The organism is Actinomycetospora sp., assembly GCF_055612215.1.
Map to the genome: position 1 here is coordinate 1 of NZ_JBVPVA010000791.1, position 10,844 is coordinate 10,844.

A 10,844-nucleotide genomic window follows, 5' to 3' on the forward strand; every position below is an offset into this window, starting at 1 on the left:
AGCCATGACCGCGCCCCCGGCCGCCCTCCGGCGCTGGTTCCGCCCGGCGGGCGGAGCTCGGCTCGGGTTGGCGGTCGTCGTGGTGGGCGTCGGCGCGGGCGTGGGCGCGATCGTCTTCCGGTTCCTGATCGTCGGGGTGACCCGGCTGGTCACCGGACAGGACGACTACGCCGCGACCCCCGGCGCGCCGTGGGTCTGGTGGCCCGCCGTCGGGACGTGGTTCCTCGTCGCGGCCCCGGTGGTCGGCGGTCTCCTCTACGGCCCGCTGGTCTACCGGTGGGCCCGGGAGGCGCGCGGCCACGGCGTCCCCGAGGTGATGCTCGCCGTGGCGCAGAACGACGGGCGGATCCGGCCCCGGGTCGCGGTGGTCAAGTCGCTGGCCTCGGCGCTGTGCATCGGGACCGGCGGGTCGGTCGGCCGCGAGGGGCCGATCGTGCAGATCGGCTCGGCGATCGGGTCCTCGCTCGGCGGGTGGCTGCGCGTGCCGGGCAGCCGGCTGCGGCTGCTCGTGGCCTGCGGCGCGGCGGGCGGCATCTCGGCGACCTTCGACGCCCCGATCGCGGGGGTGTTCTTCGCCCTCGAGATCATCCTGGTCGACTTCTCGCCCCTGTCGTTCCTCGTCGTGACGGCGTCGTCGGCGATCGCGAACACGGTGGCCCGGGCGGCCGACGGGTCGGCCACGTTCCTGGTGCTGCCGGCGTTCCGGGTGGGGTCGGCCTGGGAGTACCTGCCCTACGCGGTCGTCGGCCTGGTCGGCGGCGCCGTCGGCGTCGCGTTCACCAAGGTCCTCTACGGCGCCGAGGACCTCGCCGACCGCGTCTGGCGGGGCCCGGAGTGGCTGCGCCCGGCCGTCGGCGGGGTGCTGCTCGGCCTGCTGCTCGTGGTCCTGCCGCAGATGTACGGCGTCGGCTACCCGGTGCTGCGCCAGGGGGTGGCGGGCGGGTACGCGCTGACGTTCCTGGTCGTCCTGCTCGTCGGCAAGCTCGTCGCGACGAGCCTCACGCTCGCCATCGGCGGCTCGGGCGGCATCTTCGCCCCGTCGCTCTTCCTCGGCGCCATGACGGGGACCGCCCTGGGCGACGGCTTCGGGCTCGTCGGCGGTGCAGGACCGGCCGGGGCCTACGGGCTCGTCGGGATGGCGGCGGTGCTGGCGGGCGCGACGCGGGCCCCGATCACCGCGATCGTGATCGTCGCCGAGATCACCGGCGAGTGGGACCTCGTCGTCCCCCTGATGATCGCGGTGGTGCTGGCGACGCTGGTCTCCCGCGGGCTGTCCGCCGAGACGATCTACACGCTGAAGCTCACCCGCCGCGGCGTCCGGCTCCATCCGCCCGGGCTGCCGCGCTGGGCCCGGCGCACCGCCGGCCAGGCGGTCTCGGGCCCGACGACGGGTCTCGACGGCGCCGCCCGCGGGCTCGGGCCGGTGCGGTGGGCCCCGGTCCTCGACGCGGACCGCCCCCTCGGGGCGGCCGCGGACGACCTGGGGGAGCAGGCGGGACCGGCCGGCGCCGCGGCGGGCCTCCCGGTCCTCGCGGCCGACGGGCGGCGCCTCCTCGGGGTCCTGCGCCCCGACGACCTCGTGGACGGCGGGAGCGGCGGGCCCGACGACGGCGAGGAGAGCCGCTGCGTCGTCGAGCTGCCGACGCCGCCGCCGCCGCCGGACTGGACGCCGCCCGTCGGGTTCGTCCGGCTCGAGGGCAGCGACCGGCTCCTCGTCGGGCCCCGGGCCGGACTGGACGACCTCGTGCGCGGGCTGCCCGGACCCCCGGACTGACCGGCTCAGCCCGCGACGTCCTCCGGAGGGCGCTCCGTGTGGTAGTCGTTGGCCACGGCCTCCGCCGCGAGGAAGGCGGCGAGCTCGGTCGCGTCCTGGGCCTCGTCGGCCACCGAGTCGGGCGACGCGACGCTCGTGTCCGGTCCGGTCATGTCGGGTCCTTCCCTCGTCCCACGGGGTCACCAGTCCACGTGACGCGGTGGCCGGCGCGCATCGGCCACCCGACTGCACCTGGAGCGGATCCCGCTGGGCCGGGCGCGGGCATCAGGCGGGCTGGGAACCCCGCACGTGGTCGCGCATCTCGTCCAGGACGGCATCCTGCTCGGGGGTGGTCGGCCGCCGGGCGGCCGGGGTGATGCCGCCCTTGTCCCGGTCCATCAGCAGCGGGATGTCGGGCTGGTCCTCGTCGCTGACCCGCGCCATCGACCACCTCCCGAACACGCGCCCGGGCGCCTCCAGCGTCTCGAGCACCTCGACGCGCTCGTGGCGGGGATCCGCGTGGATGGTCCGGTAGAGGTCGCGCACCGTCTCCTCGTCGCCCTCGAGGGTCTGGACGATGTGCTCCCCCCAGATCAGGAGGGCCCCGGTCACGCCCCGGTGCTTGTTCTTGGAACGGGCCGTGCTGAAGATCGCCCCGAGCTCGGCCTTGCGCTGGTGCTCGGGGACCCGGAGGTGACTGCGGTAGACCAGTCGGAACACCGGCCCGCTCTCGGTGCTCGCGCTGTCGTCGCCCATGTCGTGGAGCTCCTTCGCCGTCGTCCGACGCGACCGCTGGGCCAGGGAGGCCGACCGTGATGCGCGCCGGGAGAACCGTAACCGGATATGACCGTGATCACATAGGGCCGCAGACGGCCTAGTGGAAGGGCTTGTGGGGGATCGCCGCGTCGTTGAGCTGCTGCTCGACGTCCACCCAGATCGCCCCGTCCTCGATCTTGCAGGCGTACGTCGGGATGGGGTCGACGGCCGGGACGCCGGTGGGCACGCCCGTGTGCAGGTCGAACCGCGAGTTGTGCGCGGGGCAGATCAGGCTGTCGTCCTCCTGCAGGTAGCCCTCGTTCAACGGCTGCTGCTGGTGGGTGCACGTGTTGTGCACCGCGACCGCCTCGTCCTCGTACAGCCGGACCACGCAGATCGGCTCGCCGAGGTTCACGAGCAACATGTCGCCCTCCTCGAGCTGATCGAGGTCGGCGACCGCTTCCCAGGCCATGGTGTCTCCTCTCAGGTCGACTTCCGCCGGCTCCGTGGCTGACTGCCCCGGACCTCCACCCACCCGTTGCGGACGCGGGCGGGCAGGACGGGCTGCGGGTGGTGGGCGGGCCCGCGGACGATCGAGCCGTCGCGCAGGTCGAACGCGGAGCGATGCAGGGGGCAGACGATCGCGCAGTGCTCGACCTCGCCGCGGGAGAGCAGCGCGCCCGCGTGGCTGCACACGTCGTCGAGCGCGTGCACCTCGCCGTCACGCCGGTAGAGCAGCACCGCCCGACCCTCGACCTCGCGCCCGACCGGGGTGGCCTCCGGCAGGTCGGCCTCCTCGATCGCCCGCACCCAGCGGGACGGGCCGGTCGTCGTCGCGACCCGGTTGACCATGACCGCGCGGCCCTGCACCAGGTGGCCCCCGACGAAGCCGGCCGCGGCCATGACCCCGAGGCTGCCCGCGCCGAGGGCGGCCGCGGTGCGGCGCCGACCCGACAGGCGCGCGGCCAGCGAGACCCCCTGCAGCACCATGCCCGCCCCGTTGAGCAGTCCGTGGAAGAGGCCCACGCGGCGGTCCTCGCCGTCGCTGACGTTCCAGTCGGCGACGCCGGTGGCCGCCGTGGCCCCGGAGGCCAGCAGCCCGGCGGCGCTGAGGGTCGCGGCCGGGCCGAGGCGCCCGCGGTCCCCGGGGGCGTCCTCGCCGGCGAGGTCGAGCACGAGGATGCTCGACCACAGCCCGATCGGGAGGTCGGACAGCGCCGGGTGCAGCGAGTGCCCCACCCAGCGCCCGCCGTGCATGAGTTCGAGCAGCAGGTTGTCCCGGTGGCGGTCGTAGACGGGGTCCACGGCGGCGGTCACCCGCTCGTTGAGGTCCTGCAGCCAGGACCAGCGCCCGACGGCGGCCAGCGCGTCCCGGTGCCAGGTGGTCGCCCAGCGGCCCACGGCCGACGAGGGAGCGGACTCCACCTCGGTGCTCGACATCGACGGCCCTCCGCTCCGGCCACCGCTCGCGGCCGGGCAGACGATCTCACCTACCCTGTGACCTGCGCCATAGCCGACCGGGCGACTGCCTCAGGTTGGGACGGTGGATCACCGGATGTGTCGCGCCGCGCCGCGCCGTTCGGCCCCGCCGCGCCGCCTGCCGGTCGTCCCGCAAGCCACGTTAAGGTTCCGCGCGGTAGCGCTTCACCCGGACGGCGTGCCGCCGTCGACGGGCAGGGGAGGTGCCGTGGACCGGATGATCGACGAGTCGTCGGCGCCGATGTCCGTCCTCCTGGTCGAGGACGACGACGCGGACGCCCTGCTGGTCGCGGAGCACTTCGCGGACGTCGAGGCGGTCAGCGGACTGACGGTCACCCTGAAGCGGGTCCGGACCGTCGCCGAGGTCAGCGCGCATGCCGTCGAGGCGGTCGACTGCGTGCTGCTCGACCTCGCCCTCCCCGACGCGCACGGCCTCGACGCGTTGGCGCGGGTGCTGCGCGCGGGTGACGGGCCCGCCGTCGTCGTGCTCACCGGTCGCCACGACGAGGCACTGGGCATCCAGGCGGTCGCCGCCGGCGCGCAGGACTACCTCCTCAAGGACGCGGTCGACGGCGCCGCCCTGACGCGGGCCCTGCGCTACGCCGCGGAGCGGGTGCGCGGGGAGCGGGTGCGCCGCCAGCTCTGGGACGCCCAGATCCGGGCCGACGAGAACGTGCGCCTCGAGCGGGGGCTCCTGCCGACCCCGCTGCTGACCAACCCGGACATCCACGTCGCGGTCCGCTACCAGCCGGGCGGGGAGCGCGGCCTGCTCGGCGGCGACTTCTACGACACCATCGAGGGCGCCGACGGCACGCTGCACGTCGTCATCGGCGACGTGTGCGGGCACGGCCCCGACGAGGCCGCGCTCGGGGTGAACCTGCGGATCGCGTGGCGCGCGATGGTCCTCAACGGCGCCGACGACGACCAGCTCCTGCCCACGCTGAGCCGCCTGCTGGTCCACGAGCGCGACCGCACCGGCATCTTCGCGACGCTCGCGCTTCTGACCATCGACCCCCGGCTGCGGTCCGCGCGCCTGCGGTTGGCCGGGCATCCGCCGCCGATCCTGGTGCCTCCCGACGACGCCCCCCGCCCGCTGCCCACGACGCGGCTCGGCCGCCCGATCGGCATCGTCCTCGACGACCACTGGGGGGTCCTCGACGTCCCGCTGCCGGAACGGTGGGCGCTCCTGCTCTACACCGACGGCCTGGTCGAGGGCCGTCCGCACGAGGCCCCGGCCGCGGACGAGGCCGACGGCCACGTGCTCGACACCAGCGGTCTGCTGGCCGTGCTGGACGAGTGCATCGCCGCGGGCCACACCGCCGACGTCCCCGAGGAGAACCCCGTCACCAGATCACCGGACCCCGACGGCACGGTCCCGCCGTGGCACGGCGAGCCCGACCGGCTCCTGGACGACGTCCTCGGTCGCGTCCGGGGCCGGACCGAGGAGCGCACCGACGACGTCGCCGCGGTCCTCCTGGTCTCGCGCCGGTGAGCGGGACCGAGCCGGGACCCGCGGCCGCGACGGACGACGGCGACCGGCCCGACCGCCGGTCGCTGCGCCGGCTACTGGCGATCTGCGGCGCCGTCGGACTGGTCGTCCTCCTGGTGGCCGTGGTGGCCGCCGCCGTGGCGATGGCCGCCCTCGACCGGAACCGCACCCACCTGGTCGACCGGCTCGACCCCGCCGCGCTCGCCGCGGCCCGGCTCGACGCCGCGCTGCTCGACCAGGAGACCGGGATCCGGGGCTACGCCCTCGCGGGGCAGCCGGCGTTCCTCGACCCCTACCGGCAGGGACGCGCTGACGAGGCGCAGCAGGCCGCGACCGTCCGGGCGCTGCTCGGGCCCGACGGGGTCCGGGGCGACCTGGACGCCGTCGAGTCGGCCGCCGCGCAGTGGCACGCGACCTACGCCGACCCGGTCGTGGCCGCCACCGCGGCCCGGCTCCCCCTCCCGGACGCCCAGACCGGCAAGCTGGCCTTCGACCGGGTGCGCGCGTCGACCGACACCCTCGTGCGCGACCTCTCGACCGAGCGCGCCGCGGCCCGGGCCGCCGTCGACTCCGCGGCCGGTCTCGTCCGGCTCGTCGGGATCCTCGTGGCCGTGTTCCTCGCCGTCGGGCTCGCGGTGCTGCTGCGGTGGCTGCGCCGGGTCGTGGTGCGCCCCACCGAGCGGCTGGCCGCGGAGGTCCGCGAGGTCGCCGGGGGAGACGTGACGCGCCACGTGACCGTCCGCGGACCCCGGGAGATCAGCGCCCTCGCCCGCGACGTCGAGGCGATGCGACAGGCCCTGGTCGCCGAGACCGCGACGATCGAGGCCGCGCGGGTCGAGCTGGAGGAGGCGGGGCGGGAGCTGGAGCGCTCCAACTCCGACCTCGAGCAGTTCGCCTACGTCGCCTCGCACGACCTGCAGGAGCCGCTGCGCAAGGTCACCAGCTTCTGCCAGCTGCTCCAGCGCCGGTACGGGGGCGAGCTCGACGAGCGGGCCGACCAGTACATCGAGTTCGCGGTGGACGGCGCCAAGCGCATGCAGGTGCTGATCAACGACCTGCTCGCCTTCTCGCGCGTCGGGCGCACCGACGGCAAGGCCGAGGTGCTCGACGCCGGCCAGATCCTCGACCGCGCCGCGGAGAACCTCGGCGGCGCCCTGGAGGAGAGCGGGGGCGCGATCACCCACGACCCGCTCCCGCACGTCCGCGCCGAGCCCGCCCTGCTGGCCACCGTCTTCCAGAACCTGCTCGGCAACGCGCTGAAGTTCCGCGGCGAGGACCCGCCGCGCGTCCACGTCTCCGCGACCCGCGACGGCGACCGGTGGCTGCTGCGGTTCGCCGACAACGGGCTCGGCATCGAGCACGAGTACGCGGACCGCATCTTCACGATCTTCCAGCGGCTCCACGGCCGGTCCGTCTACCCCGGCACGGGGATCGGGCTGGCCATGTGCCGCAAGATCGTCGAGCACCACGGCGGGTCGATCTGGCTCGAGGACACCCCGCCGCCCGGCAGCACGTTCGTCGTCGCGCTGCCCGTCGTCGCCGACGACCCCGACGGGTCCGGCGCGGACCCCGAGACCCCCGCGGTGCCGCCGGCACCCGGACCCCAGGAGGAAGCAGCCCATGTCTGACCCGGCCGAGATCGACGTCCTGCTCGTCGAGGACGACGAGGGCGACGTCCTCATGACCCGGGAGGCCTTCGAGCACCACAAGCTGCGCAACCAGCTCCACGTGGTCCCCGACGGCGTCGAGGCGATCGCGTTCCTGCGCCGGGAGGGCCAGCACGCGGACGCGCCCCGCCCCGGGCTGATCCTGCTGGACCTCAACCTGCCCCGGAAGGACGGCCGGGAGGTCCTCGAGGAGATCAAGTCCGACGCGACGCTGCGCAGCATCCCGGTGGTCGTGCTGACGACGTCGCAGGCCGAGGAGGACATCCTGCGCAGCTACAACCTGCACGCCAACGCCTACGTCGCGAAGCCCGTCGACTTCGAGCGGTTCATCGACGTGATCCGCCAGATCGACGACTTCTTCGTCACCGTGGTCAAGCTGCCGCGGTAGGTCGGACCGGGGGCCGTTCCGGACGGCCGCCGCGTCGGGTAGCCGGTGCCATGACCTCCTACGGATACTTCCTCTCGTGCGAGCAGTACGGGCCGCACGAGCTGGTCGACCAGGCGCGCCGGGCCGAGGACGCCGGGTTCGAGCGGCTCTGGATCTCCGACCACTTCCACCCGTGGAACGACGTCCAGGGCCAGAGCCCGTTCGTCTGGGGCGTGATCGGGGCGCTGTCGCAGGTGACGTCGCTGCCGGTGACGACGGCGGTGACCTCCCCGATCATCCGCATCCACCCGGCGATCCTGGCGCAGGCGACGGCGACCGCGGCCGTGCAGCTCGAGGGCCGGTTCGTCTTCGGGGTCGGCACCGGTGAGGCGCTCAACGACCACGTCCTGGGCGACCACTGGCCGCCGATCGGCCAGCGGCTGGAGATGCTGGAGGAGTCGATCGGGCTGATCCGCCGGATGCACGAGGGCGGGACGGTCAACCACCGCGGGAAGTACTACCGCGTCGAGGACGCCCGCATCTACACGCTCCCGGAGAACCCGGTCCCGATCTACGTCTCGGGGTTCGGCGAGCAGGCCTGCGAGCTCGCCGGGCGCATCGGCGACGGCTACTGCGGGGTCGCCCCCGACTCCTCCCTCCTCGAGGCGTTCCGCCGGGCCGGCGGGAAGGGCCCGACGCAGGGCGGCACCAAGGTCTGCTGGGGCGCCGATCGTGAGGAGATGATCGACGTCGCGCACCGCACCTGGCCGAACGACGCCTTCCCGGGCCAGCTCGCCCAGACCCTGCCCCGCCCCGCGGACTTCGAGGCGACGGCCCAGCTGCTCTCGCGCGACGCGGTCCCGGAGCTCTTCGCCTGCGGGCCGGACGTCGACACCCACGTCGCCCAGCTGCGCTCCTACGCCGACGCCGGGTACGACGAGGTGTACGTCCAGCAGATCGGGCCGGACACGGAGGGCTTCTTCGCGGCGTACGAGAAGGACGTCCTGCCCGCACTGTCGGCCTGACGGCCTCGTCAGAGGCGGATGGTGTCCCCGCGCGCCACGAGGTCGAGCCGGTCGGCCCAGCCGGCCTGCTCCGCCTCGGCGACGAAGTCGGACAGCGGCGAGCGGAACACCGTGTAGTCGTCGTAGTGGACGGGAGTGGCCCGACGGGGCGCGATGGTCCGCAGTGCCTCCAGGCCCTGGCGCCCGTCCATGGTGACCACCAGGCCGCCGGGCAACGTGGTGCCGCCGAGGTGCAGCACCGCCCGGTCGACCTCGCCGACGTGGTCGCGGATGGTCTGCAGGCCCTCGAACACCAGGGTGTCGCCAGAGAGGTAGACGCGGCGGAGCACCGTCCCGTCGCCCGCGGTGAACTCGAGCAGGCTGCCCATCACCGGCGGCAGCAGGCGCCCCAGCGGGCGGGGCGCGTGCCGCCCGGGCAGCGCGGTCACCCGCAGCGTCGCCCCGTCCGGGCCGGCGAGCGTGTGCGACTCCCAGGTGTCCAGCCCGATCGCGCGCGGGAAGCCGTGCCGGGTCTGCAGCCGCTTCGACCCGTGCCGCGTCGTGACGATGGGCGTGCTGCGGGGCAGGCGGCGCCGGGTCTCCCGGTCCCAGTGGTCACCGTGCAGGTGGGACAGGACGACGGCGTCGACGGGGGCGAGCTCCTCCGGGGTCCACGCGGGCTCGGTGAGCCGCCGCGACGACAGCCCGTGCCCGAGGTAGGCGCGCTGGCCGCGGTGCAGGAAGTTCGGGTCGGTCAGCACCCGCATCCCGGCGCAGCGGAGCAGGACCGTGGCCGTCCCGACGAAGGACAGCGACGGTTCCGTCGGGTCCGGCGCGGTCACCGGCTCAGTACCCGACGAGCGCGTCGCGGGCGCACTCCAGCGCGAAGAAGGCGTCCTCGACCTGACCCGAGGCCAGGTACGCCCAGGCGGTGCGGATGCCCGCCGAGGCGCGGCCCCCGCACCCGTCGCCGTGCTCCGCGGTCGACCGCGCGAGGGCGAGGGCGTGCGTCGGTCCGTGCGTGACGTCGGGCCCGGCCGCGACGAGGGCCTGCGTCGCGTCGTCGACCAGGGGGCGCAGGGCGTCCCGCCGGGCTCGCTCGAGCTCGCGGTGCCGTGGGTGTTCCGGGGCGATGGTCATGGGTGGGCCTCCTGGCCGTCGGCATCGACACGACGGCTGTGGGCATCAACCGATGATCCCGAGTGCCCAGCCGGGCCCCGGGACACACGTCGATCCCCGGGGCCGGGTCCGGTCCGGGTCAGGGGAGGACGAAGCCCGCGCGGCAGGCCTCCAGGCGCTCCGCCCGCTGCCCCGCCCTGATGACCGCCCGGCGCTCGTCCTCCGACTCGCCGCCCCACACCCCGAACGGCTCCTGCACGGCCCGCGCCCACCGACGGCACGCTTCGATCACCGGGCACGAGGCACAGACCCGCTTGGCGCGGTCCTCCCGCGCCCGACGCCGGTGTCCGCGCTCGCCGCTCGGGTGGAAGAACGCCTCGAGCTCCATGCCCTGGCACGCGGCGAGCTCCTGCCAGTCCCAGTGGCTCGCGGTGGGGAGGGGGAGTCGGGTCACCGCGGTCATCACGCGGCTCCTCTCGGCGGGCCGGCCACGCCCTGTCACGGGCGCGCTCCGGGTGAGCGGTGGGGTGCTCCGGCTGAGAGGTCAACCGTCGGACGAGTGCCCGGCGAGCGCGCCGACGAACCCACCGGTCGAGCCGGATCGCCGCGGGCGGTTTCCCGAGGCCCGGTATCGGCGATCACCTGTGCTCCACCACCACCCCGCGGAGGTCCCCGTGCGCCCCTTCGACGACATCGACCGGCTGGCGGCCTGGCCGGCCCTGGACCGGGTCGCGGCGCCGGCCCGCGATCTCGTGAACCGCGTCCTCACCGACCAGCGCGTGGCCGACGTGCTGCACGGTGTGCCGCTCGGCCACCCGCTGCACCCGATCCTGGCGCAGGCGTCCTTCGGCAGCTTCCTGTCCGCCGGCATCCTCGACCTGCTGCCCCGGACCCGCCGTCCCGCCACCGCCCTCATCGGTGTGGGCCTGCTCGCGGCCGGCCCGACGGCCGCGGCCGGCTGGGCGGACTATTCGCAGGCGCACGAGGAGCAGCAGCGGGTCGGCATCGTGCACGCCGCGGCCAACATCACGATGATCAGCGGGTACGTCGTCTCCCTGGCGGCCCGGGCGCGCGGGCGCAGCTTCCGCGGTGCGATGTGGGGCTGGGCGGCGCTGGCCGTCGGCTCCGCGGGCGCGGCCCTCGGCGGCCACCTGAGCTACCACCAGTCGCTGGGCGCGAACCACGCCGAGGCCTACCCGCACATCGGCCC

Annotated in this window: 13 protein-coding genes; 6 read left to right on the forward strand and 7 right to left on the reverse strand. The window is 74.9% G+C overall.

Going from position 1 to position 10,844, the window contains the following annotated elements; all coding sequences use genetic code 11:
- Nucleotides 1-1,774: chloride channel protein (locus AC0CYZ_RS21640; protein WP_472219118.1), on the forward strand; the 1,774-nt coding region annotated here is incomplete at its 5' end.
- Between the two features lie 5 nt (nt 1,775-1,779).
- Here AC0CYZ_RS21640 and AC0CYZ_RS21645 read toward each other — a convergent pair.
- From AC0CYZ_RS21645 to AC0CYZ_RS21660, 4 genes are all read right to left on the reverse strand, one after another.
- The gene (locus AC0CYZ_RS21645) at nt 1,780-1,926 is read right to left on the reverse strand and encodes a hypothetical protein (RefSeq protein WP_472219120.1); all 147 of its coding nucleotides are present in this window, start codon (nt 1,924-1,926) and stop codon (nt 1,780-1,782) included.
- A 112-nt stretch (nt 1,927-2,038) separates the two neighbouring features.
- Nucleotides 2,039-2,509 (reverse strand): BLUF domain-containing protein, encoded by a 471-nt coding sequence (locus AC0CYZ_RS21650; protein WP_472219122.1) that lies wholly within the window; start codon nt 2,507-2,509, stop codon nt 2,039-2,041.
- Between the two features lie 118 nt (nt 2,510-2,627).
- Nucleotides 2,628-2,981 carry a Rieske (2Fe-2S) protein gene (locus AC0CYZ_RS21655; RefSeq protein WP_472219124.1) on the reverse strand — a complete coding sequence of 118 codons (354 nt, stop codon included), beginning with the start codon at nt 2,979-2,981 and terminating at the stop codon, nt 2,628-2,630.
- Nucleotides 2,982-2,992: 11 nt separating this feature from the next.
- Nucleotides 2,993-3,949 (reverse strand): Rieske (2Fe-2S) protein, encoded by a 957-nt coding sequence (locus AC0CYZ_RS21660; RefSeq protein ID WP_472219126.1) that lies wholly within the window; start codon nt 3,947-3,949, stop codon nt 2,993-2,995.
- A 256-nt stretch (nt 3,950-4,205) separates the two neighbouring features.
- Here AC0CYZ_RS21660 and AC0CYZ_RS21665 point away from each other — a divergent pair, with 256 nt between their 5' ends.
- The 4 genes from AC0CYZ_RS21665 to AC0CYZ_RS21680 are packed head-to-tail and all read left to right on the forward strand — an operon-like array spanning nt 4,206 to nt 8,536.
- Complete coding sequence (locus AC0CYZ_RS21665; RefSeq protein WP_472219142.1) at nt 4,206-5,480, forward strand: PP2C family protein-serine/threonine phosphatase; 1,275 nt, start codon at nt 4,206-4,208, stop codon at nt 5,478-5,480.
- Nucleotides 5,477-7,105 (forward strand): sensor histidine kinase, encoded by a 1,629-nt coding sequence (locus AC0CYZ_RS21670; protein ID WP_472219128.1) that lies wholly within the window; start codon nt 5,477-5,479, stop codon nt 7,103-7,105. The genes AC0CYZ_RS21665 and AC0CYZ_RS21670 overlap by 4 nt, the downstream gene beginning before the upstream one ends.
- Entirely contained in the window at nt 7,098-7,532 is a 435-nt protein-coding gene (locus AC0CYZ_RS21675; RefSeq protein ID WP_472219130.1) for a response regulator, read from the forward strand. The genes AC0CYZ_RS21670 and AC0CYZ_RS21675 overlap by 8 nt, the downstream gene beginning before the upstream one ends.
- 50 nt (nt 7,533-7,582) lie before the next feature.
- Nucleotides 7,583-8,536, forward strand: coding sequence for a TIGR03557 family F420-dependent LLM class oxidoreductase (locus AC0CYZ_RS21680; RefSeq protein WP_472219132.1), 954 nt, complete (start codon nt 7,583-7,585; stop codon nt 8,534-8,536).
- Between the two features lie 8 nt (nt 8,537-8,544).
- On the opposite strand, the gene AC0CYZ_RS21685 is transcribed toward AC0CYZ_RS21680, so the two are convergent.
- The 3 genes from AC0CYZ_RS21685 to AC0CYZ_RS21695 form a co-directional block, all read right to left on the reverse strand.
- Nucleotides 8,545-9,357, reverse strand: a complete 813-nt coding sequence (locus tag AC0CYZ_RS21685) for an MBL fold metallo-hydrolase (RefSeq protein WP_472219134.1) — start codon at nt 9,355-9,357, stop codon at nt 8,545-8,547.
- A 4-nt stretch (nt 9,358-9,361) separates the two neighbouring features.
- Nucleotides 9,362-9,655, reverse strand: a complete 294-nt coding sequence (locus AC0CYZ_RS21690; protein WP_472219136.1) for a hypothetical protein — start codon at nt 9,653-9,655, stop codon at nt 9,362-9,364.
- Between the two features lie 118 nt (nt 9,656-9,773).
- Entirely contained in the window at nt 9,774-10,097 is a 324-nt protein-coding gene (locus AC0CYZ_RS21695) for a WhiB family transcriptional regulator (protein WP_472219138.1), read from the reverse strand.
- Between the two features lie 211 nt (nt 10,098-10,308).
- Here AC0CYZ_RS21695 and AC0CYZ_RS21700 point away from each other — a divergent pair.
- Nucleotides 10,309-10,844: DUF2231 domain-containing protein (locus tag AC0CYZ_RS21700; protein WP_472219140.1), on the forward strand; the 536-nt coding region annotated here is incomplete at its 3' end.

Bases quoted from the DNA above. Each gene is read 5' to 3' on its own strand.
- AC0CYZ_RS21645 (WP_472219120.1), bottom strand. From the start codon at position 1,926: ATGACCGGACCGGACACGAGCGTCGCGTCGCCCGACTCGGTGGCCGAC.
- AC0CYZ_RS21650 (WP_472219122.1), bottom strand. From the start codon at position 2,509: ATGGGCGACGACAGCGCGAGCACCGAGAGCGGGCCGGTGTTCCGACTG.
- AC0CYZ_RS21655 (WP_472219124.1), bottom strand. From the start codon at position 2,981: ATGGCCTGGGAAGCGGTCGCCGACCTCGATCAGCTCGAGGAGGGCGAC.
- AC0CYZ_RS21660 (WP_472219126.1), bottom strand. From the start codon at position 3,949: ATGTCGAGCACCGAGGTGGAGTCCGCTCCCTCGTCGGCCGTGGGCCGC.
- AC0CYZ_RS21665 (WP_472219142.1), top strand. From the start codon at position 4,206: ATGATCGACGAGTCGTCGGCGCCGATGTCCGTCCTCCTGGTCGAGGAC.
- AC0CYZ_RS21675 (WP_472219130.1), top strand. From the start codon at position 7,098: ATGTCTGACCCGGCCGAGATCGACGTCCTGCTCGTCGAGGACGACGAG.
- AC0CYZ_RS21680 (WP_472219132.1), top strand. From the start codon at position 7,583: ATGACCTCCTACGGATACTTCCTCTCGTGCGAGCAGTACGGGCCGCAC.
- AC0CYZ_RS21690 (WP_472219136.1), bottom strand. From the start codon at position 9,655: ATGACCATCGCCCCGGAACACCCACGGCACCGCGAGCTCGAGCGAGCC.
- AC0CYZ_RS21695 (WP_472219138.1), bottom strand. From the start codon at position 10,097: ATGACCGCGGTGACCCGACTCCCCCTCCCCACCGCGAGCCACTGGGAC.